14 protein-coding genes are annotated in these 24254 nt (G+C 43.8%); 8 read left to right on the top strand and 6 right to left on the bottom strand.

All coding sequences use genetic code 11. The features are described from left to right. The first annotated feature begins 113 nt into the window (after window positions 1–113). Complete coding sequence (gene dcd / locus ACT3TU_RS01985; protein ID WP_192528884.1) at window positions 114–689, top strand: dCTP deaminase; 576 nt, start codon at window positions 114–116, stop codon at window positions 687–689. A 105-nt stretch (window positions 690–794) separates the two neighbouring features. Here the strand turns inward: dcd and ACT3TU_RS01980 are convergent, their stop codons facing one another. The 6 genes from ACT3TU_RS01980 to ACT3TU_RS01955 form a co-directional block, all read right to left on the bottom strand. Further along, window positions 795–1232 (bottom strand): ClpXP protease specificity-enhancing factor, encoded by a 438-nt coding sequence (locus ACT3TU_RS01980; RefSeq protein ID WP_192528883.1) that lies wholly within the window; start codon window positions 1230–1232, stop codon window positions 795–797. A gap of 309 nt (window positions 1233–1541) precedes the next feature. Then, window positions 1542–2156 carry a glutathione S-transferase N-terminal domain-containing protein gene (locus ACT3TU_RS01975; RefSeq protein WP_192522809.1) on the bottom strand — a complete coding sequence of 205 codons (615 nt, stop codon included), beginning with the start codon at window positions 2154–2156 and terminating at the stop codon, window positions 1542–1544. A gap of 243 nt (window positions 2157–2399) precedes the next feature. After that, window positions 2400–3107: a cytochrome c1 gene (locus ACT3TU_RS01970; protein WP_192528882.1), complete on the bottom strand. Its 708-nt coding sequence runs from the start codon at window positions 3105–3107 to the stop codon at window positions 2400–2402. Continuing rightward, window positions 3107–4312 carry a cytochrome b gene (locus tag ACT3TU_RS01965; protein ID WP_192528895.1) on the bottom strand — a complete coding sequence of 402 codons (1206 nt, stop codon included), beginning with the start codon at window positions 4310–4312 and terminating at the stop codon, window positions 3107–3109. Before ACT3TU_RS01965 ends, ACT3TU_RS01970 begins: the two co-directional genes overlap by 1 nt. 22 nt (window positions 4313–4334) lie before the next feature. Beyond that, entirely contained in the window at window positions 4335–4919 is a 585-nt protein-coding gene (petA, locus tag ACT3TU_RS01960) for a ubiquinol-cytochrome c reductase iron-sulfur subunit (RefSeq protein ID WP_192528881.1), read from the bottom strand. A gap of 504 nt (window positions 4920–5423) precedes the next feature. Beyond that, on the bottom strand, window positions 5424–7364 hold the full coding sequence (locus tag ACT3TU_RS01955) for an ATP-binding cassette domain-containing protein (RefSeq protein ID WP_192528880.1): 1941 nt from the start codon (window positions 7362–7364) through the stop codon (window positions 5424–5426). Window positions 7365–7522: 158 nt separating this feature from the next. Here ACT3TU_RS01955 and ACT3TU_RS01950 point away from each other — a divergent pair, with 158 nt between their 5' ends. The 7 genes from ACT3TU_RS01950 (at window position 7523) to ACT3TU_RS01920 (ending at window position 24137) form a co-directional block, all read left to right on the top strand. Continuing rightward, the gene (locus ACT3TU_RS01950; RefSeq protein WP_192522805.1) at window positions 7523–7783 is read left to right on the top strand and encodes a SlyX family protein; all 261 of its coding nucleotides are present in this window, start codon (window positions 7523–7525) and stop codon (window positions 7781–7783) included. A gap of 224 nt (window positions 7784–8007) precedes the next feature. Next, complete coding sequence (locus ACT3TU_RS01945) at window positions 8008–9498, top strand: OmpP1/FadL family transporter (protein ID WP_192522804.1); 1491 nt, start codon at window positions 8008–8010, stop codon at window positions 9496–9498. Window positions 9499–10016: 518 nt separating this feature from the next. Further along, window positions 10017–11498, top strand: a complete 1482-nt coding sequence (locus ACT3TU_RS01940; RefSeq protein WP_192522803.1) for an outer membrane protein transport protein — start codon at window positions 10017–10019, stop codon at window positions 11496–11498. A 483-nt stretch (window positions 11499–11981) separates the two neighbouring features. After that, window positions 11982–13367 carry an OmpP1/FadL family transporter gene (locus ACT3TU_RS01935; protein WP_192522802.1) on the top strand — a complete coding sequence of 462 codons (1386 nt, stop codon included), beginning with the start codon at window positions 11982–11984 and terminating at the stop codon, window positions 13365–13367. Between the two features lie 291 nt (window positions 13368–13658). Next, the gene (locus ACT3TU_RS01930) at window positions 13659–17387 is read left to right on the top strand and encodes a transferrin-binding protein-like solute binding protein (RefSeq protein WP_192522801.1); all 3729 of its coding nucleotides are present in this window, start codon (window positions 13659–13661) and stop codon (window positions 17385–17387) included. Between the two features lie 668 nt (window positions 17388–18055). Continuing rightward, window positions 18056–18325 carry a hypothetical protein gene (locus ACT3TU_RS01925; protein WP_192528879.1) on the top strand — a complete coding sequence of 90 codons (270 nt, stop codon included), beginning with the start codon at window positions 18056–18058 and terminating at the stop codon, window positions 18323–18325. After that, window positions 18291–24137, top strand: a complete 5847-nt coding sequence (locus ACT3TU_RS01920; protein WP_444783995.1) for a transferrin-binding protein-like solute binding protein — start codon at window positions 18291–18293, stop codon at window positions 24135–24137. Before ACT3TU_RS01925 ends, ACT3TU_RS01920 begins: the two co-directional genes overlap by 35 nt. The last annotated feature ends 117 nt before the right edge of the window (window positions 24138–24254 follow it).

Raw genomic sequence — 24254 nt, 5'->3', positions numbered from 1 at the left:
TAACTTTAAAGTCGCTAATGCTCTATAAATCGCGCTATCAATTCCGTATAATCGTCGCTATCAAAATACCATTCAAGTTATAACCTCTATTTTATATCTGCTAAGGAACAACAATGTCTATCAAATCTGACCGCTGGATTCGTAAAATGGCTGAAGAGCATGGCATGATTGAGCCATATGAGCCAGGTCAAGTGCGCTTTAATGATGCTGGCGAACGTTTGGTGAGCTACGGCACCTCAAGCTACGGTTATGATGTGCGCTGTGCCCCTGAGTTTAAAGTTTTTACCAACGTGCATTCAGTGGTCGTTGATCCAAAGAACTTCGATGAAAAAAGCTTTATCGATATCATCGGTGACGAATGTATCATTCCGCCAAACTCATTTGCCTTAGCGCGTACGATGGAGTATTTTCGCATTCCACGTGACGTATTGACGATTTGCCTTGGCAAATCTACTTATGCGCGTTGCGGTATCATCGTCAACGTGACGCCGCTTGAGCCTGAATGGGAAGGGCATGTGACTTTAGAATTTAGTAATACCACCAATTTACCAGCGCGTATTTATGCGGGTGAAGGCGTGGCACAAATGCTGTTTTTCCAAAGCGATGCCGATGATGTTTGTGAGACCAGTTATAAAGACCGCGGCGGTAAATACCAAGGACAAAAAGGGGTGACGTTGCCTAGAACTTGATGCTCTACATTCTACTGAACACGTAAGGCGATGAACCTGCTAGATTAGCAATAAAAAAAGCTGGACGTATTAAGTACGCCCAGCTTTTTTATGCGGTAAGTTCTGTTATTTTAAAACCTTTAAACCTGCTTTGTTATCGCGTTTAGGCTTAGGTGAGGCAGTGGGGCTCTTATCAGTAGTTACTGTCGAATCTTCTTCTGGTTGATAGCCTTCATACTCTTTTGGATCAAAAAACATGCCTTGCGAATTTTCTTTTGCATAGATACCCATTACCGCAGTTAGTGGCACCCAAATATCTTGTGACACCCCACCAAAACGCGCACTAAAGTAAATGTAATCATTTTCCATACTCATATTACCAGTCGCACGGCTGGCGATATTTAGCACGATACGTCCATCTTGTACGTGTTCTCTTGGAATCTGTACATTTTCAGCGGTGGCATCAACCATTAGATACGGGGTAAGCGCATTGTCTTCTATCCATTGATATAGCGCGCGCACCATGTAGGGACGGGTTGGGGTAATAGATATGAGTTCACTCATCTAATGATTTCCTATACTAATGAATTGTAATAATTTAAAGATATTTTTTCAGTGCTTCGTTAGCTGTTATCTATAAGCGACACTTAGCTCCTATTTTCTTGTCATCTATCTTAAGACAGCGGTCAGGCATTGTCTAGGGCGCATCCTCATTTTGAAAGTGGTGATAAAAATGAGATAAATTGTAGCCAAACAAGGAAAATAGTACAGATAATATTGAGATGTGAGCAAGCTATTTGACGCAGTTTGGCAAAGATTTAGTCGTTTTTAGCCTATTTAAGGTTTAATGCTTAGGTTAAGAACATGTCCTAATTAACGCACACTTTTTTGAAAGCTTTTACGCTCAAAGACTCGCGTTTGATAGTCAAACAACGGGCGGCTAATAGCACGCGGTAGCTCGATACCCATTTCTTCAAGACGCCATAATAGAGGGGCTAAAAGCACATCACACCAGCCAAATTCATCTGCCATAAAATAAGGCTTATGCGCAAATAGGGGTGACAAAGTAATTAATGAATCAGTTAGCTGCTTTTTAGCGATGGCAGCTTGTGCTTTGTTAAAGCTGTCTGGATGCATCAATAAGCGTTTGCCCAACACCAACCAATCATGCTGAATACGCCAAGCCAATTGCCGAAATTGTGCACGCTCTTGCGGTGTATCAGGGAGCAATTTATTAGCGTGGTAACGCTCCTCTAAGTACTCAAAGATGACGTTGGTCTCATAGAGCGCAATCTCGCGCTGCTGCAGGACAGGTAAGGTGTGGTAGGGGTTTAGCTCAGTCAAGTCTTCAGGACGCTCAGAGTGCAGCCGTGACAAATAATAAGCCAGCTTTTTTTCTTCAAGTAATAGGCGTACCACATGACTGTCGTAGCCGTCATCAGCGTATAAAATTAGCTGACTACTTGGAATGTCATTCGCATCAATCATGAAAGCCTAATGTTAACAGTAAAGGCTGTTATCGTAAACAAAGTCGCACTGTTTATCAAGGCAACGTACGTAAACATTGCGTATGAGCCTGCTATCCAGCTAATGATTTATAACCATAGCGCGTGGCTATTAACGTGTCGATTTTATTTCGAACTGCCTATATAAAAATATCAAAGACATAAAAAAGGCACTACCGAAGTAGTGCCTAATCTTAGAATCAATTTCTGGGTTTTTATCGTCTGTTTATTTTACATCTTTCCAGAATTCTTTATTCAATAAATAAACTGGAATTAATAAAACGAGCAAGAATAAAATAACAAAGAAACCAATTACTTGACGGTCATGGCGAACAGGTTCTGCCATCCACGCCATAAAGTTAACCAAGTCACCGACTTCAGATTCAAACTCTTCTTGACTGAGCTCTTCTTGCATATTATGCAAGACATGCGGCATAGCAGCATTGGCAAGCACTAAGTTATTAGCGCCCCAAGGACGGCTTGGATCTTCATAGAATGACAATAGGTAGGTATAAACCCAGTCATCACCACGTAGCCTAGTCTCAAGCGATAAGTCTGGTGGCGCTGCACCAAACCATGATGCTTGTACTTCTTGGTCAATCTCAGCATTGATATGATCACCAATTTGATCGGTGGTCACCATCAGATACTTTTCAACCAGTTCAGGTGGTATCTCTAAGTCTTTAGCAATGCGCGAATGGCGAACGTACTGTGCTGAGTGACAACCTGCGCAGTAGTTCATAAACGTCTTCGCACCGTTTTGTAGCGATCCCTTATTGGTAAAATCAATAGGAGCGCTGCTACAAGCCAGATTTTCTACAACACCATCAGCATTGGTAAAAGTACCGCAATCAGCTGCCATCGACGTACCAGCAGTCAAGGTTAATGCCGCGCCTAAGCCTAGACCAGCTAGGGATTTAATTAGCGTGCTCATTAGTGACCTCCGGTAACGCGTTCTGGTGGCTGTTTACACTTCTCAATAGCCGTGTAGAATGGCATTAATAAGAAAAACAAGAAATACAAGACAGTAAATATACGTGCCAAAATAGTTGATGTTGGCGTCGCTGGTGTCGCACCTAAATAACCCAATACTACAAAGCTAATAGCAAAGATAACCAGTGCAATCTTAGATAAAATACCTTTGTAACGTATAGAGCGTACAGGTGATCTATCGAGCCATGGAATCAAGAACAGTACGGCAATCGCACCACCCATTGCAATCACACCACCCAGCTTATCAGGAACCGCACGTAAGATGGCATAGAAAGGGGTGTAATACCATACTGGCGCAATATGTGCTGGCGTTTTCAGTGAGTTTGCTGTCTCAAAGTTTGGTGGCTCAAGGAAGAAACCGCCGCCTTCTGGGAAGAAGAACACCACTGCAAAGAACAAGATAAAGAACACTACAATACCAACCATGTCATGCACAGTATAGTACGGATGGAATTCGATACCGTCTAATGGTACACCGTTTTTATCTTTTAGCTTCTTAATGTCAACACCATCAGGGTTGTTCGAACCCACGTGATGTAGCGCCACTAAATGCATAAACACTAAGCCGACCAGAACTAACGGAATCGCCACGACGTGTAAGGCAAAGAAACGGTTTAGGGTGATACCAGAAATGATGTAATCACCACGTACCCATTCAGCAAGACCGTCACCAATGACTGGTAGCGCTGCAGGTAGGTTTAAGATAACCTGTGCACCCCAGAATGACATGTTGCCCCAAGGCAGTAGATAACCGAAGAAACCTTCTGCCATCAACGCTAAGTAAATACCCATACCGATGAGCCAAATAAGCTCACGTGGTTTTTGGTATGAACCATATAGCAAGGCGCGGAACATATGCAGATAGACCACCACGAAGAACGCAGATGCGCCAGTCGAGTGCATATAACGAATGAGCCAGCCGCCTTTGACATCACGCATGATGTACTCAACAGAAGCAAACGCTCCTTCGGCGCTCGGGTTGTACATCATCGTCAGCCAAATACCAGTGACTAACTGGTTGACCAATACCACCATTGATAATACGCCAAAGAAGTACCAAAAATTAAAGTTTTTTGGTGCATAGTACTTTGACATATGGTATTCATAGGTTTCAGTCGCTGGAAAGCGCGCGTCCACCCAATGCATTAACTTTTTACCCATGCTCATATTAAGCCTCCCCAATCGTCAAGATGGTACCATCCATATTGTAATCTGGGACAGGTAAGTTAAGCGGTGCAGGAACGCCACTATAGACGCGACCTGCCAAGTCATACTTAGAACCGTGACAGGGGCAGAAAAATCCGCCATACCAATCATTACCACCCAAGTCAGCCGCGCCCACATCAGGACGGTAGTTTGGTGCACAGCCTAAATGTGTACAGACGCCTTCTACGACCAAGATTTCTGGTGAAATAGAGCGTTCTGGGTTTTTGCAATATTCAGGTTGCAATGATTCGCTAGAATCAGGGTCCGACAGTAAAGGTTTTACCGACTCTAAGGTCGTTAGCATATCTTCTGTGCGTTTGACGACAAAGATGGGTTTACCGCGGTATTTGACAACGATCATCTGTCCTGCATCGATAGAACCAATATCTTGGGTCACTGCAGCCCCTGCAGCCTCAGCTTTAGCGCTTGGGTACCAAGAACGGACAAAAGGTGTTGCCACAGCAGCTACCCCAGCTGCACCAATTGCGGCAGTTGAGGCAATAAGAACTCTACGGCGTTGTACATTAACGCCTTCGGCTTGGCTCATTAATACTTCCTCCAGGTGAATGAAATGGGATTATCCCACACTGGGTTTGTGGCTTAGAAAATATACAATATCAAGCCACTTTAGCTGTGCCTAATTTTGCTAATTGTTGCTATTCTAAGCTATTTCGGTGATAAAATAAATTATTGCGTTAAAAATAAAGCAACCTTAATAGAACATACTCTAAGGTTGAACATGACAATCAAGTCAAAACAGCTGTATTATCAATGTCTAACATCAGTTTCTGTATTAAAGATAGTAAATTTTATGACCTTATAATTAATAAGGATATTCAGCAATAGCGAATGATACTTGAAATTAAGGTAATGTTCACTAACTTTCAGTATCTAACCGCTTTGTAAGTCGCTGTAAATCCATAAACATTACTTCAAACTGCAAAGTAGTGTTTACTTCATGTCTTTTAAAACTGAGTCAAATCACTAACTGCTTATAAAAAAATTAAAATACGGTAACGATGTTATCAAGATAAAGGCTCACTGTTTGATTTTAGCCTTCGAGCGTGCTCCAGCGTTCAAGCTTGTTCATCATCTCTTCTTCAATCGTCAATAAACGCTCACTAGCAGCAGTAGCCGCGTCTATATCTTGGGTAAACCATGAGCCGTCAGCGAGTTTTTCTTCTAGTTGCGTTTGTTCTGTTTCTAACGCTGCGATTTCTTTTGGTAAATTATCGAGTTCGCGTTGCTCGTTATAATTCAGCTTTTGCACTGTTTTACTAGGCTTCGCTGTTACTGGTTTGTTAGCGCCTTTACTACTTGTGGCGTTATTAACAGGTGCTTTGGCCGCCTTTGCTGCTTCCTCACGGTTTTTTTGCACCAAATACTCTTGATAGCCACCGACGTACTCTTTGACGATGCCTTTACCGTCTGCATCGGTATCGAACACCCAAGTAGAGGTGACGACATTGTCCATAAACGAGCGGTCATGGCTGATAAGTAATATCGTACCGTTAAAGCTACTGACAGATTCTTCTAATAGCTCAAGTGTCGCCATATCCAAATCGTTGGTTGGCTCATCGAGTACCAGAATGTTAGCAGGCTTTAATAGTTGCTTGGCAATGAGGACGCGGTTACGCTCGCCCCCTGACAATGCCTTGACGGGCGTACGTGCACGCTCTGGGGCAAACAAGAAATCTTGCAAATAGCTCATAATGTGTGTCTTACGACCACCGACATCGACGAAGTCTGAGCCTTCTGAGACGTTTTGCGCCACACTGGCTTCTAGATCTAACTGATCACGCAGCTGATCAAAGAAAGCGATTTTTAGGTTAGTGCCAAGCTCAACGTTACCGGTCTTGATCACATCATCGTCTGACATATCGAGTAGGGCTTTGATAAGGGTAGTTTTACCAGCACCGTTGGGACCGACGATACCAATTTTGTCGCCGCGCATAATCGTGGTGCTAAAGTCATCTACGAGCACATGGTCATCGTACTGTAGGTGTAGATTTTTAACTTTACAGACCAGCTTGCCGCTTTTCTCGCCTTGACCCATGGTAATATTGACATTACCGACTTGCTCACGGCGCTCACTACGCTCTTCGCGTAGTGCTTTTAGCTCACGCACGCGACCTTCGTTACGGGTACGACGCGCTTTGATACCTTGGCGAATCCACACTTCCTCTTGCGCCAGTTTTTTATCAAAGTTGGCATTGTTCTTTTCTTCAGCCAATAATTGCTGTTCTTTTAGCTCTTGATAGCGTGCGTAACCTTTTGCGCCTTGGGTGACGTCATAGCTGGTTAACTGACCGCGATCTAGCTCAACGATACGGGTAGCAAGCTTATTTACAAACGCTCTATCATGGGTGACAAATAACAAGGTCAAACCCTGCCAGTCTAATAAAAAGCGCTCTAACCATTCGATGCTTTCAACGTCCAAATGGTTGGTCGGCTCATCAAGTAGTAGCACGTCAGGCTTAGTGACCAAAGAGCGCGCCAATAACACACGGCGCTTACGACCACCAGATAATGATGATAAGTCATCTTCTGGATCCAGACCCATCGTGGTAATCAGACGGGTGGCATCACGTTCTAAATCCCAGCCATGGACGGCATCGATATCATGTTGCAGCGTTGCCATATGCTCGCAGGCATCCATATCACCGTTGGCGCATAGGTCGACTTGCTTATTATAGTTAATCAGCAAATCAGCGGTGCGGCGGCTACCACCCATGACGATATCTAAAATACGTCCACTGGTTTCAGGAACATCTTGCTCGAGCATCGCCACGCGCATACTGCTGTTGGTGATAATTTCACCGCTGTCAGGCTGTAATGTGCCATTAATCAGCTTAAATAAGGTGGATTTACCTTCGCCATTGCGACCAATTAAACACACGCGTTCACCAGCATTGATCGAAAAATCAATGCCATCAAGAACTGGAGCGACGCCAAAGGCTAGATGAATATCTTTTAAATGTATCAGTGCCATAGAGTATCTTAAGCTTATATAATAGTGAGGTAAGGGGTTGTTGCAAAATTGCCAGCAGTATAACATGCCACCACGTGACTGTAGTGCGTGTAAATGGTTTTATCCATACTATTTATAGATTTTATAATGATTGTATTTACCACAACGTAGAGAAGAATATGAGCCAATCCAACGATCAAGACAGCGTTTCGACTGCGCACGCAGACTTACAAACCCAACAAGTCATTGAGTTACAAATGAGTATGGCGCATTTAGAGATGACCGTAGAGCGACTTGATACCGTCATTGCGCGGCAAGATAAAGATATTCAGACACTGCAACGCCAGTTGCAGCTACTTTATGAACAAGTTGAAAATCAAGATACAGAAAGCGGTATCGCCCCTTTTGATGTGATGGCAGACAGACCGCCGCATTATTGATAGGTAATGAAAAATAAAGCCGTTTTATTTGAATCTAGGTAAAATAATATCCACATTTAAACATAAAGGTACTGTCTGGTGACTGTTTAGTCATAAATGCGAAATAATGTGTTTTTGCAGTTGTTTTACTGTGCGAAAATCTTTACTATCCTCCACCTCGGATACTGCTTGCTTAGCGAACATAGGCATAGCAGTAAAACAATGCGGATGTTTGGAGATATATAATGCGCGCAACTTTTCATTTAAAAACTCTCACAGTTGCTGTTGCAGCTCTTTCTATTGCTAGCGTCGCTAGTGCTGCTGGTCTTGATCGCTCAGGCCAAGATATCACCGCATTCTTACAAGACGGCTTATATGCTGAAGCTGTTTACACTTACATCGATGGCGACGTTAGTGGTCACGATAATGCTTATGTTGGTAATGATAAAAACGCGTATCAACAAGGTAATAAAGTTGATGACGTTGCCGAATCTTATGACTTTTTCCGTTATGGTGTAAAAGCAGATATCAACGACACGTTTAGCGTTGGTATCTTATATGACGAGCCATTTGGTGCGGCGGCTGACTATAGTGGTGATAACAACTTTGTAGCGCAAGGTGATCTTGAAGCTTCTATTAATGCCATTTCAGGCGGTGCCGCTAGCAGTAAAGCAGACGCTGGTGAAAAGATTGGTCAGTTGACCCAAGGTGCCCAGCAAGCAGGCGGTTTGGCGGCAGATTTAGCAGAACAAGCGCAAGCTGCTACCACACCGCAAGCGGCTAAAGAACTTGCTGCTCAAGCGCAAGCGGCAAAAGAAAAAGCAGAAACGCTGGCAGGTCAAGCCCAATCGCTTGGTGCCGCAGTTGCTGCAGCCGAAGCAGAGCTTGCTACTAAAGGCGAAAGTACCAACGTTGAAGTACGCAGTGAAAGTATCACGGGTATCGTTGGGATGAAGTTTGGCCAAGACAAAAACTTCCAAGTCTATGGTGGTCCAGTAGCACAACAAATTCAGGCCGACGTAAAATTACGTGGTACTGCTTATGGCCCTGCGACTGGTTACACAGCCCATATCAGCCGTGATCAAGACTATGGTTGGTTAGCAGGCGCCTCTTATAGCAAGCCTGAAATTGCGCTAAAAGCTGCTTTGACTTATCGTTCTGAGATTGACCACAGTTTAAATATTGATGAGACATATCCTGTGGCGGGCGCACTGGGTAAAGAACCAGTACAGGGTAATAAGATTGATATCACCACGCCTAAGTCAGTAAACTTTGATTTCCAAACCGGTATCAACCCAACCACGCTAGCAACAGCAAAAGTACGCTGGGTACCGTGGAGTGATTTTGCAATCGTACCACCGCTATATAACGAAGTCAGCAAAAACGCGACCAAAGATGACACTGGTTTGCCGTTGGTAAGCTATGATAAAGATCAGTGGTTAGTAGAGTTAGGTCTTGCTAAACGTTTGACGCCAGCGTTAGCAGTGACTGGTAATATCGGCTGGGACAGTGGTGCTGGTGATCCAGTAACGTCACTAGGTCCTATTGAAGGCTACTATAGCGCGGGTCTTGGTGCTAAATATAACGTCACTGAAAACTGGGCAGTCTCTGCTGGTGGTAAATACCTATGGTTCGGTGATGCTAAAGGCCAAATCCCAACCAAAAATATCGTTAGTAACTTTGAAGACAACGACGGTTTTGCTCTTGGTGTAAAGCTTTCTTATCAAGCGAAGTAATACTGGCTATCATTTTAATACCAAACCCAAAAAGTACGATTAGCTGTGTCAAACTTGTTTAGTCTACAATGCGTAGCACTTACATTCGTTTTCCTTGCTACTCTAATTTTTGTGAATGGTATGACTATACTTTTAAGTTGATGAATGAGTAGCAAAAAGCGATCCTTAGGGGTCGCTTTTTTGTGCGTACTATAAATTAAAAATGTACTCATATATCTGTTTTATGTGTCTTATATTGCTCGGGTCAAGTTGATTATTATTGGATATAAGTTGGGTAATAAAGTATGGTAATCAGTATGAACACTTAATAACGTAAACTATTGTTTATCAAAGATATTTTTGACGACTTTATAATAAAATTATTGATAATAAATAAAGTGTTTTAACTGTTGTTTTAGTGTTAAAAAGTCATTACTATTCATCTTAGGACGTCGTTTACATAGTCTTATGTTTTAAGCAACAAAGCTAAACATTGATGATGAAGACGATTAAACAACGAGGATGTTTGGAGATACACAATGCGCGCTACTTTTCATGTAAAAGCTCTTGTCGTAGCAATCGCTACTCTTTCTGTCGCTAGCATGACTAATGCTGCTGGTCTTGATCGCTCAGGTCAAGATGTCACTGCATTCTTACAAGATGGTACCTACGCTGAAGCCGTCTATACCTATATCGATGCCGATGTTAGTGGTGTTGATAATAACGGCAATGACACAGGTGATGTTGCCGAATCTTACGACTTCTTCCGTTATGGCGTAAAAACAGATATTAACGATACTTTTAGTATCGGTGTGTTATACGACGAACCATTTGGCGCTGCTGCTGCCTATAATGGCGATAATAATTTTACTGGCGCTCCAACTGAAGCAATTGATGATCTTATTGCCACACAACTAGACGGAAAAGTGCCAGGGCAAACAATTACTAGCGCTGAAGGTTTAGATACTTATGTTGAGTCTATTCAAGATGATCTCGCAGCAGGTAGAGAACAGGTTAAACAAGCTGAAGCAGCCATTGCAGCAAACCCAGCACTCGAACCCGCTCTACGTCCAACAATTGAGGCTGGTAAAGCACAAATTGCGGCTGGTGAAGAACAGCTAGCTCCCTTAGAAGGACTAAACGGTTATGCTGCTAGTCAGCTTGCCAATACCGAAGGCACAAATGTAGAAGTGCGCTCTGAAAGTATCACCGCGATTCTAGGTGCCAAGTTTGGTGCTAATAAAGAGTTTCAAGTTTATGGCGGTCCAGTCGCTCAGCGCATTCAAGCAGATGTAAAATTACGCGGCAGTGCATACGGACCTGCCACAGGTTACACCTCGCATATCAGTCCTGATCAAGATTATGGTTATTTAGCAGGTATCTCTTATAGCAAGCCTGAAATTGCTTTAAAAGCAGCTTTGACCTATCGTTCAGAGATTGATCATAATATGAAGATCGCTGAATCCTATCCATTAGCAGGTTTATTAGCGGGTGATCCAGCTGCCGCAAATCAAGCGACTTCCATGGAAATCACTACCCCAAAATCAGTAAACTTTGACTTCCAAACAGGTATTAACCCCACCACTTTAGCCACGGCAAAAGTTCGCTGGGTACCATGGGGTGACTTTGCAATTGTACCACCGCTGTATAACGAAATTAGCAAAAACGCGACCCAAGATGATACCGGCCTTCCATTAGTGGATTATGATGATGATCAGTGGCAAGTAGAGCTTGGTCTTGCCAAGCGTCTAGCACCAGCTTTAGCGGTAAGTGGTACAGTGGGTTGGGATAGTGGTGCAGGTGATCCAACGACATCATTAGGACCTATCGATGGCTACTATAGTGTGGGTTTGGGGGCAAAATATAATGTCACTGAAAACTGGGCAGTATCAGCCGGTGGTAAATACTTATGGTTCGGTGATGCTAAAGGTCAATTACCGACTAAGCAGATCGTAGGTGATTTCCAAGATAATGATGGCTATATTCTTGGTGTGAAACTCTCTTATCAAGATATCAAGTAGTAAGAGAGTACCGAACAGTCAGTGAACAACTGTTGTTATTTTAAGTTTGTATATATAATAAAAAAAGCAGCCTATCATAGGCTGCTTTTTTTTCGTTTAAAGTATATATAGAAAAAATAATGTTAATAATCAGGTATTTATGTCAGTTCTTATAATAAAAAAATGCTTAATCCAGTCTAGTTAGTAGCAAGATATCACCCATCACCATCCTTATAGTAATAGCTAACTTAACATAAATCTGTCTTCTCAAAACCGTAAAGGGTGTTGCTATAGTGGCAAACTTTAATTATGATATTGAAATCAGTTACGTTGTCTTACATAGCGGTAATGTCTGATAACAATGAAAGTAAGGTCGCGTAAGCGATGATTACATTCAATAGTTAAGTCGTTTGGCAAAGGATTGCACTGCAGCAGCTTCAGTTGTTATGACAAATTGTAGTAACTAAGCTATTTGCCAGTTTTTTTATTCATGGAGGATGTCACGTGTCGCAAAATTTCCCTATTTCTAAGCTCACTCTAGCCCTTATCACCCTATCTGCTGCATCACTAACACAAGCCGCTGGCCTCGATCGTTCAGGCCAAGAAATCAAAGGCTTCTTTAACCCTGGTACTTATGCCGAAGTTGATTTTGCTTATATCGATACTGATGTTTCAGCACATGACAATGCCGGTGCTATCGTTACCCCAACTGACGAGATTCGTAATGGTATCACTTCTACAGAAGCGGCTTACGAAAAAGGTGTGTCAACTGGCAACGCTACTCCAGATTCCTATAGTTTTATGCGCTACGGGGTAAAAACTGACATTAATGAAAATTTCAGTATCGGTGTGTTTTATGACGAGCCTTTTGGTGCAGAAGTAGAATACTCTGGGGATAATGCTTTTGTTTCTCAAGCAGGCAAAGATACCATTGCTGACTCATCGTCAGGGACATCTGTTCCTAATGAAGTCATCAACCCTTCAGTATTAGATCCAGACTATGACAAAAACACCAACGTCAGTGTGCATACGGAAACGTGGACAGGGCTGCTTGGTTACAAAGCTAATGGCTTCCAAGTATATGGTGGTCCAGTGATGCAAAAAGTGAAAGCAGATGTGCATCTGCGAGGTCAGGCATACGGCCCATTGACAGGCTATGATGCCAATGTAAACCCTGACACTGACTACGGTTGGGTAGCGGGTTTAGCCTATAGTAAACCTGAAATTGCCTTAAATGCGGCACTAACTTATCGCTCAGAAATTAAGCATAAAACCCCAGTGGGCGAAAGAGTACCATTACTAGGATCACCGCTAAAAGATATAGCGTTAGGTAAGCTTGATATTGACCCAGACTCTGAACTTGGCCAGTCTATTGGTGAATATGCAACGACCGATGCGACTGTAACCACACCTGAGTCAGTGAATTTAAATATTCAAACTGGTCTAAGTGAGAAGTATCAACTATTAGGTACTGTAGATGTGCGCTGGGTACCTTGGAGCGATTTCACTATCGTCCCTCCGCTTTATAATGCTTATTCTAAAGCGGCTGACCCAGACGGTTTACCACTTTTATCCTATGACAAAGACCAATGGAAAGTAGATGTTGGTTTGGCCAAACGTTTTAATGAAAAGCTAGCGGGTTCCGTAACAGTTGGTTATGACTCTGGTGCAGGCGATCCTGTCAGCTCATTGGGTACTATTGACGGTTATTATAGCTTGGGTGGTGGTGTGAAATACAACGTGACTCCTGAGTGGGCCGTGTCAGTCGGTGGCAAATATCTGAAATTTGGTGATGCAACAGGTCAGCTACCCAACGGTAGTATCGTCAGTAAAGCCGAAGACAATGATGGTTATATCGCTGGTGTAAAACTCTCTTATCAAAGCCAGTAACTTATCACCTGGCTATGTTGTTTTACCATAAATACTAGAAGAGATCTTACTTAACCAATGGGTTAGGTAAGTGTTATCAAGCGTAAAAATTTTATTGATACTAAGTAATTATGCATAAAAATATCGAATAATTTAAAAATGAACGCTTGCGTTATATTTTACGAATGGTTATTCGATTTTGATAAATTGACTTAGTGAACTGAGTTTTATTATCTATATATATTGCCCAAATACTAATGTGGCAATGTGTAGATAAAGGAATATCTATCAATCATCCATGGAGGAAGAAGAATGTCACCTAACCGTCATTCAATCTCAGCTGTATCGACAGCTAAAAAATTCAAAACCCCTTTAAAAGCCAGTGTTGTGCTTTTAACATCAATGATACTCGCCGCCTGTAATACAACTGACGATCCTTCTTATAATCTTGATGATGTCTTCAGCCCAATACCTGGCGCGACTGATGCAGCACTAGAAAAAGCAAAAGCTGAGGCTGAAAAGGCTAAAGAGGAAGCCAAAAAAGCAAGAGAAGAAGCCGAGGCTGCGAAGAAAGAGGCGGCTGAGCAAATAGCTGCCGCTGAAAAAGCAGCTGAAGAAAAAGCAGATGCGGCTATCAAATCTCAGCAAGAGGCTGAAGCTGCCGCCGCTGCGGCTGAAAAAGCCAAAGCAGAAGCTATTAAAGCACAAGAAGAAGCAGAAAAAGCGTTAGAAGACGCTTTAGCAAATGGTGGGGGTTCAGAGGCCCTACAAAAAGAAGCCGACCGCAAAGCCAAGCTAGCAGAAGAAGCAAAGGCAGACGCGCAAGCTGCTGAAGCCGCTGCACAAGCTGCTCAGCAAAAAGCAGAGGCAGAAGCGACAGCAGCCCAAGCAGCCCAACAAGCTGCACAGGATGCAGCACAGGATGCAGAGATTAAAAATGCTCCAGAATCTGTGAAAACTGGTGTCCAACACATCAGTATCGATGCGTCTGGTTTAGGCCAGGGGGCATTAACGACTACTACTCGTGACTTTGATATCACAGATGAAACCCAAGTAGATGCACGCGCAGATGAAGCTTCAGGTGGCTTAGTTTCTGATCCGGTAGCATTAAAAGTTAGTGGTGATAACGACGATGTAGTAGCGGAATCTAATGGCTTCAAATCTTTTGAAAATACGACCAAAGTTAATACTTCTTCATTAGGTGAAGTCGATCTAGTTTATACCTCAACCTATAAAGATTTTGGCGATGACTTAAGAGTTGCCCATATTGATGGTGCTGCTGCTGGTTTGTTACCAGTCAACGGTGTTGCTGTGGTGGGTAATGCGACCCAAGCTGAGAACATGCCGACAGAAGGTAAAGTTGGTTACACGGGTGATGCAACTTATCGTGAAACTGGTCAAAATAAAGATATTAAATTTGGTACCTCAGTATTCACCGCTGACTTTGTAGCCAAGAATATCAAAGGTGACTTAACCTTTAGTGATAAGAACATTGGTTTAGAAGCAGACATTGATGGTAATAAGTTCTCAGGGAGCAAAGACGATTATAATACCGACGGTGGATTCTATGGTGGCGATGGTCAATACGTAGGCGGTATATACGAAGGTAACGGCGCTCAAGGTACTTATGGAGCGAAATCTGACGCTCAAATTAAAGCTGAGGAAGATGCTAAAGAAGCGGCTGGAAAGGCAGATGCTACAGAAGAAGCCTTAGCCAATGCTAAAGATCAAGCGGCACAAGCGCAAGCCGCTGCAGAAAAAGCCCAGGCTGACGCTGCAAAAGCCCAAGAAGCTGCAAAGAAAGCCCAAGAAGCTGCGGATAATGCAGGTAGTGGCGGTGATGATGAAGCACTTCAAGATGCTTTAGATAGAGCAGAAGCGGCTGAGAAAGCAGCTGAGAAAGCCGAAGCAGATGCAAAAATTGCAATCCAGGAAGCTACAGAAAAAGCACAAGAAGAAGTGAAAGCGGCACAAGATAAAGTCGCGGCAGCTCAGTCAGAAGCAGCAGCTGCTAAAAACACCGCTGCCGCCGCTAAAGCAGAGGCAGAAGCTGCTGAAAAAGATGCAGCAGCCAAAGTGGCAGCTGCAAAGTCAGCTGCAAAAGAAGATGTAGCCGAAGCTAACAAAGCAGCAGACCTAGCCAAAGAAGAAGCTAGAAAAGCTAAAGCCGCTCAAAAGGAGGCGGAAGGAGATACTAAGGCAGCCGAGGATAGAGCGACAGCAGCAGCAGCAGAAGCAGCAGCAGCGGAAAAGAAAGCTCAAGAGTTGCAAGATAAGTTAGATGCAATAAACAATCCAGATGAATATAAGTCTGAAGCCGAAACAGAGAAATCAGGGGTTCAGCATCTATCTGTCGATGCAAGCGGTCTAGGTCAAGGCGTTAAAGCAACAACAACTCGTGACTTTGCTATCCGTAGTACTTCTGATGTCGATGCTCGTGCCGACTTAGCGCTTGAAGGTGTAGTTCCAGAACCTATAGCCATTAAGGTTTCTGGAGAAAATGATATTGACACAGCCAACGGCTTTAAATCTCACGAGGATACAGCCACTGTATTAGCAGAAGGCGATCTAGCTTACACCTCAGTCTATAAAGACTTTGGTGAAAATGGTGAGATGCGCATTGCTCATATTGACGGTGCCGTCAGTGCAGGAGGTGGAGCAATTACAGTCCCTGTAGATGGGGTAGCTGTAGTGGGTAATAAGACAGCGACCTTACCGACAGAGGGTAAGTTTGAATATGCAGGTGACGCCACCAATCGCAAAGTCGGTTTAGACAATGAGATTGAATATGGTAGCTCAGAGTTTACCGCTGACTTTGTTGACAAAAAAGTCGACGGTACACTGAAGTTTGCTCAAGCGGGTGATATTGCGCTGGAAGGAGCTATTGATGGCAATGAGTTCTCAGGTAAAAAAGGTGACTACAACACAGAAGGCGCTTTTTACGGTGAAGATGCTAATTACATCGGTGGTATCTACGAAGGTAATGAGTCGCAAGGTACCTTTGGCGCTGAGAAAGATGGTACACCAGCCGACGTAGATACCCCAGTAGAGCCAGAGTTGCCAGAACCCCCTGTCAATCCTGGTGATCCAGCTAACGAAGATGTGACTGGCGTTATGAGTAACACCATTAGTAGCGAATCAGGATTGGGTACTGAGGATGCGATTGGTTTCCGTCAGTTTGTTACAGACAATGAAACTTTTACTGAGACAACTGGTGAAGGCGAAGACATGACGCCGACCATAGTTGAAGATAATACTATAGATAACTTGCCAGGCTATGATCAGTTTGAAGCCCGTCTTGATATTGTTAAACCTAACAAATTCAAGCAAACAGCTACAATTACAACCGTTAGAGACAGTGATATCGCTTTTGATGCTGATAGTGGTTTCATGAAATCTGATGGTCAGAATACGGTCACTTTCGAGGAAGTTGGATCTATTGTTGGTGATATTGAACTAAAATATGACTATGATTCTGTATATAAGAACTTTAATTCACAGATGCAGATAGGTCACGTTTACGGAGATCTTCGTAAAGAGAATCCATTCGGTGGTGTGAAATCACGTTATGCCAACGTTTACGTAGTGGGCAACAGTACTGCTCAAGCTGATATGGACTACATGCAACAGCAAGCTCAGTATAATATTGATAACAACATCAACGATGGTAATGTTCAATATGCTGGTGTCGCGACCTATATGGATAATATTCATTTAGGTTCAGGCGCTATAAACAATCCAGTGGTCAATGGCGAATCTAATTTTGACGTTGATTTCGTCAATAACTCTTTATCAGGCAAATTAGACTTTGCTGATATTGACAAAAATATTGATATTAAGGCTAATATTGAAGGTAATACCTTTGCTGGTAGAGAGGGTAATGTTGAGACCTCAGGTGGTTTCTATGGCGAGGATGCTAATTTCTTAGGCGGTATCTACCAAGAAGCTCAACTTGATGGTGAAGACGGCGTACCAGGAACGGGTACTACTCCTGGAACCGGGACAACCTTCCAAGGTACCTTTGGCGCTGAAAAGCAATAAATTAATATGAAAGCTTTTGAATAAGAAAAGCACCTTAGGGTGCTTTTTTTTATGCTTTAAATTATGTACCAAGAATTAGAAATAGTGATATTAGATAATAAAATTATTAAAACGATAGATGGCGAATTAGTAAACTAGTGTTTGCCTGTATAGTTAGGTTTTTAGCAGTGATTATATGGAATTTATTGAAATTAAGAGGGTTTTCTATGATTTTTGATGCTTGATAAAACAAAGTGTTAAAAGGATATTCTATAAGTATATAGGTTGTTTTTTAATAAAATAAGTATGCTCAATACACTGTATTTTTAATTTAAAAATTTTATTTGGAGGTATGATTATAAAAACAAATACTTGAGCGGACTCAGTATACAGTTGTTTTTATTAGTTATTTTAAGGGGTTGTTAGGCTGGATTTTATTTAAAATATTTATTAATTTAAAATAGTGTCTGATGTAAACTACATTTTCAGTCCATAATTTCGATACATCTTATCTTGGTTAAGAGGTGTTTTTAAGCTAATTAGTAACTAAAAGTTACCTATAGAAATATTTGAATAATAAAGTTTGACTTTTTGTAGGCGATTTGTTTATCTATTCAAAGCACCGGATTTATGTTGTGCTTCAAGGATTAAATAATAGAATATCACTAATTCTTCATGGAGGAAGACGAATGTCACCTAACCGTTATTCAGTATCGGCTGTATCTACAGCAAAAACGCTAAAGACCCCACTCAAGGCCAGTGTGGTTATTTTGACTACCGTTATTTTGGCTTCATGCTCCTCTAGCAGTGGAGATAACGCTATTACACCTAAACCCACTCCTACAATCCCAGTAGATGATAATGGAACGGGAGGAGTGGCTGAGGGTGAAGGTTCAGGCGGTAGTGGATCTGATGGAGGTGGGGTTGGTACTACTACTGAAGCAGAAAAAAACGATTAAAGCTGCGGAAGAAAAAACCAAAGCCGCAGAAGAAGCGCTTAAAGTAGCAGAAGCAAAAACCAAAGTAGCAGAGGCAGCTTTAAAAGCAGCAGAGGCAGGTTTTGGTAAAGAATCAGAGAAAGCAGCAGAAGCATCAAGAAAAGCAATTGATGCTGCAAAAGAAGAGGCAGCGAAAGCGAAAACCGCCGCAGAAGCAGCTCGAGTGGAGGCTGTCACGAAAATCGAAGCCGCTGCGAAGGCATCTAAGACAAAAGTAGATGCTGCTAAAAAAACAGCAGCCGATGCAGTCGCTAAAGTCAAAGCCGCTGAAGAAAAAGCCAAAGCAGCAGATAATCGTGCAACAGTAGCAGAAACCAAGGCTAAAGAGGTCGAAGCATCGCTAAAAGCTGAAATAGCGGCGAAAAAAGCAGCGCAAGTAAAAACCAAAGCCGCAGAAGCTGAAACTAAAAAGGCTCAAGCTAATGCTAAGACAGCAGAAGAAAAAGCAGCAAAAGCAGTTAAAGATGCGAAAGCTGCTAGGACTGAGGCTGATAAGAAGGTTGCAGATATAGAAAAAGCATCAGCGAGCCAGATTGCTGAGGCTAAGAAAGCTGCAAAAGATGCCCAAGACGCACTCGAAACTGCAGAAGCTAAAGCAATTACTGCTGCAAAAGTGGCTGCAAAAGCTGCTGCGGATGCTGCAGATGCTGCCCTTAAAGAAGCTGCAGCCAAACTTGACGCTGTCAAAACTGCCTCCGCAACCCAAATTGATGCTGCCAAAAAAGAGGCGGCAGACGCTCAGGCACGTGCTGAAAAAGCAGAGGAAGATGCCGCCGCTGCTCAAACACGTATAGAAGCAGCGGAAGCTACTGCTAAATTAGAAGCTGAGAAAGCTGAGGAAGCATTACTAGCCAAACAAAACGCAGAGCAAGCAGCAACGGCTGCCCAAGCCCAAGCTGAAAAGAAAAAGGCAGAAAAAGCCCAAGCCGAAGCCAATAAAGCCAAAGGCGAGTTAACGACTGCACAAGAAGAGTTAGCTGCCGCCGAAAAAGCCCTAGCAGACGCACTGGCCTCAGGTGGTGGTAACACCGAAGCCCTGCAGGCAGAAGTGGATCGTCGCCAAGCGGCACTGGACACAGCAAATGCTAAAATCATTGCTACCGAGCAAGCACAAGCTGATGCCGCTGCCGCCGCCGAAGCACAGTTAGCTGCTGCCAACCAAGCCACGCAAGCGGCCAAAGATGCATTAGCTGCCGCACAAATCAACAATGCTCCTGAAACTAAGAAGTCAGGTGTACAGTCATTAAGTATCGACCCATCAGCTGCTGGCCTACCTAACGCCTTTACCGCTACCACCCGTGACTTTAATGCCACTGATAATAGCGTTGAAGCTCGAGCAGACACCGCATCAAGTGATCTACTACCAATCGTCAACGTCACCACCTCTGGCGCAGATGATACCAACTTACAAGACGGTTTTAAATCGCACGACGACAGTACCGAAATCACAACCGCTCTTGGCGTACTGCCATTGAATTACAACTCAACCTATAAAGACTTTGGCGATGACATGCGCATCGGTCACATTGACGGTGCAGCAGCCCTTGGCGACAACCAGCTACCAGTAAACGGTGTTGCTGTCGTTGGTAATGCGACTCAAGCGGCAAACATGCCAACCGACGGTAAAGTTGGTTACACAGGTGATGCCACTCATCGTCAGCTAGGCATTGGTAATGATATCGAATTTGGCAAATCAGTATTCACTGCTGACTTTGTGGCTCAAAACGTCAAAGGCGATCTCACCTTTGATAAGGCCGGTAAGATTGGTTTAACCGCTGGCATCAATGGCAACCAATTCTCAGGTACCGCTGATGATAATGCTGGCTATAACACCGAAGGTGGATTCTTTGGCGGTGATGGACAGTACCTAGGCGGTGTCTACGAAGGTAATGGCGCTCAGGGTACCTATGGTGCCAAGAGTGACAAACAAACCGCAGCAGAACAAGCGGCAGCAGACGCTCAAACCGATGCTGATAACGCTCAAGCTGCTATCGCCGATGCTAATGCCCAAGCAGCAGCAGCCCAAGCCGCTGCTGACAAAGCCAAAGCGGATGCTATTAAAGCTCAAGCCGCCTTGGCTGCCGCTGAAGATGCCTTAGCGAATGCTGGTACGGGAGATGGTGGTCTAGCCGCTGCATTGGCCCGCGCAGAAGCCGCAGAAGTCGCGGAAGCCGCAGCGTTACAAGCTGCAGAGACTGCAGAGGCGGCAAGAGCTGCTGCTCAAGCCGCACAAGTCGCTGCTGAAGAATCTGCCTTGAAAGCAAAAGCAGCTGCTGATAAAGCAGTTGGTGATGCGAAGGTAGAAGCGGATAAAAAAGTAGCAGAAGCCAACCAACAAGCGGCTGATGCTAAAACACGAGCTGATAAAGCTGAAACTGATGCTACCACTGCTAAAGCTGCAGAAGCCAAAGCTAAAGCCGAAGCTGCCACCACTAAGGCTGAAGCCGCAGAGGCAGTGGCCGCCGCCAATGCCAAAGCAGATAAGGCTAATCAACAAGCGACGGCTGCCCAAGCCCAAGCTCAAGCTGAAAAGAAAAAGGCTGAGAAAGCTCAAGCTGAAGCCAATAAAGCCAAAGGCGAATTAACGACTGCACAAGAGGAGTTAGCTGCAGCAGAAAAAGCCCTAGCAGACGCACTGGCCTCAGGTGGTGGCAACACCGAAGCCCTGCAGGCAGAAGTGGATCGTCGCCAAGCGGCACTAGACACAGCAAATGCTAAAATCATTGCTACCAAGCAAGCTCAAGCTGATGCCGCTGCCGCCGCCGAAGCACAGTTAGCTGCTGCCAACCAAGCAACGCAAGCCGCCAAGGATGCGTTAGCTGCCGCACAAATCAACAATGCTCCTGAAACTAAGAAGTCAGGTGCTCAGTCTATTAATGTAGGTACAACAGCTGCGGGTTTACCAAGTGACTTTATAGTAACGACCCGTGATTTTGAGATTGGTGAAAATAATGTCATAGCTCGTGCTGACGTAGCTTCTGGAGATCTACTACCTAAAGTTGATGTCAATATTTCAGGTGCAGGAGATACCGAGCTTGCTAATGGGTTCAAAAGCCATGATGACAGTACTTCTATTACAACTGCTTTAGGAGAGTTGCCATTAACTTATACCTCAGTGTATAAAGACTATGGTGATGACATGCGCATTGCTCACATCGATGGTGCCGCAGAACTCCAAGGCACTGAAATTCCTGTAGATGGCGTCGCTGTCGTTGGTAGTGCAACTCAAGCGGCGAACATGCCAACCGACGGTAAAGTTGGTTACACAGGTGATGCCACTCATCGTCAGCTAGGCATTGGTAATGATATCGAATTTGGCAAATCAGTATTCACTGCTGACTTTGTGGCTCAAAACGTCAAAGGCGATCTCACCTTTGATAAGGCCGGTAAGATTGGTTTAACCGCTGGCATCAATGGCAACCAATTCTCAGGTACCGCTGATGATAATGCTGGCTATAACACCGAAGGTGGATTCTTTGGCGGTGATGGACAGTACCTAGGCGGTGTCTACGAAGGTAATGGCGCTCAGGGTACCTATGGTGCCAAGAGTGACAAACAAACCGCAGCAGAACAAGCGGCAGCAGACGCTCAAACCGATGCTGATAACGCTCAAGCTGCTATCGCCGATGCTAATGCCCAAGCAGCAGCAGCCCAAGCCGCTGCTGACAAAGCCAAAGCGGATGCTATTAAAGCTCAAGCCGCCTTGGCTGCCGCTGAAGATGCCTTAGCGAATGCTGGTACAGGAGATGGTGGTCTAGCCGCTGCATTGGCCCGTGCAGAAGCCGCAGAAGTCGCGGAAGCCGCAGCGTTACAAGCTGCAGAGACTGCAGAGGCGGCAAGAGCTGCCGCAGAAACGGCTCAAACCGCAGCAGAAGATGCAGCTATAAAAGCACAAGCTGCGGCAGATAAAGCTATTGGCGATGCCAAAGTAGAAGCCGACAAAAAGGTTGCAGAAGCCAACCAACAAGCGGCTGATGCTAAAGCACAAGCTGCAAAGGCGCAAACTGACGCTGATGAAGCTGAAACTGCAAAACTAGAGGCTGAAGCTAGGGCAAAAGCTGCAGAAGATGCTTTAGCAGCAGCAGAGGAGCTACCACCAGCACCAACCAATCCACAGGCCCCTGTAAATGCAACAATAAGCGGTTTCCAAAACACTATTTCAGGTGATGACAATAGTGCTATCAATACCAATACTTCTGATAACTACGATAAGCTTAAGGTTAATATATTAGAAACTGGTTCTGGACGCTATGATGATAATACTACCACTGACTTTGCTTTGCGTAATGAGGCTGATCTAGACTATGAAGGTGGCTTTAAAAAGAGCTCTCTATATTCACTGCCAGCAGGGTATTTGAACAGACGTTTTAAATACACGTCAACCTACAAGAATTATGAGGATCAAATGCAAATAGGTCACATTCATGGTGATCTTAAGACTACGAACAATGGTGCTCGACTAGATTTAATATCCAACGTCTACGTGCAGGGTAACAGTACAGATAATGCCGATATGCAGTACATGAAAGACCTATCACAATACAATGTTGATAATGGTATCAACGACGGTAAGGTCAGCTATAAAGGTGATGCTAGCTACATAGGTAACAGTAAGGATGAAATCATTGGTCACGATCCAATCATAGGTACTTCAGAGTTTTCAGTTGACTTTGTTGACAGCCAAGTCGATGGTACGTTGTTATTTGAAGGTACTGGTGTCAGTGAAAAGACTATCAAAGCCGAGATTAATGGTAATAGCTTTGCAGGTAACTGGAATGGGGTTGATACTAAAGGAGGCTTCTTTGGTGAAGATGCAGGCCTACTAGGTGGTGTCTATCAAGTTAGTGGAGGTAAGGGTACTTATGGTGCGACCAAAGTGGATCCAGAAGCGGCACCTGATCCTACTGAGTCGAGAATGACTGGCTTCCAATCGACGGCACTGAGCAGTAAAGAGAAAACCTTACCCTTAGGTTTGGGTCAATTAGATAATGCTATTGGCTATGTAGACATTCGCGATGATAAATCTGATTGGACTGAATTGAAGACGGAGAATGGCTCTGAAGTACCAGTGGATAATGGCAAAGGTAACAATTTTAATAGCTTTAAAAATGGCGTGGTTCGTGCCGATATGGTCAAGCCCGATTCTGTGTTAAAACCTATAGCAGTGTCTCTCACTGATAACGGATCAGTAAAGGTAGATGCAGGTAAAGGTGGACAAAACCCAACCTTTAACTACAACGCCGTATACAAAAACTTTGATTCGCAGATGCAAGTAGGACATGTCTATGGTAACTTTAACTCATTAGTCGGGGACGTATCACGTGCAGCCAACGTCTATGTAGAAGGCTATCTGACTTCTCAAGCAGGTATGGATAACTTGAAGAATGTCAATGATGGTACAGCCCAGTATCATGGTATGGCGACTTATATTGAAAATATTCATCTGGATGATAACGCTTCTACTGCGCCAGAGAATGGAACTTCTGCTTTCAATGTTGACTTCGTTAATGGCTCAGTTGATGGTACATTAGCGTTTGATGATGGTGACTATAAATACATGCCTGCTGGTAATGAAATTAAAATCGATGCAGACATCACAGGCAACACCTTTGCTGGCAATAAAAATGGTATCGATACCGCTGGTGGTTTCTACGGTGAAGATGCACAGTTCTTAGGTGGTATTTATCAAGATGCTGCAGACCAAGGGGGTAAAGGGACTGTTGCTGGAACCGGTACTAAATTCCAAGGAACCTTTGGTGCCGAAAAGCAATAAATCGCTGTGACTGTACAGAGTAAAGAAAAAGCGTCCTAGGGCGCTTTTTTTCTCGCTTAAACGACTAAAATCCCTTAGGATACTTATGTTTGGAAATTTATAGATCGTACTTAGGTA

This window comes from Psychrobacter sp. AOP3-A1-26, from assembly GCF_052378235.1.
Taxonomy (GTDB): Bacteria; Pseudomonadota; Gammaproteobacteria; order Pseudomonadales; family Moraxellaceae; genus Psychrobacter.
This window is presented reverse-complemented; position numbering and strand designations above follow the sequence as displayed.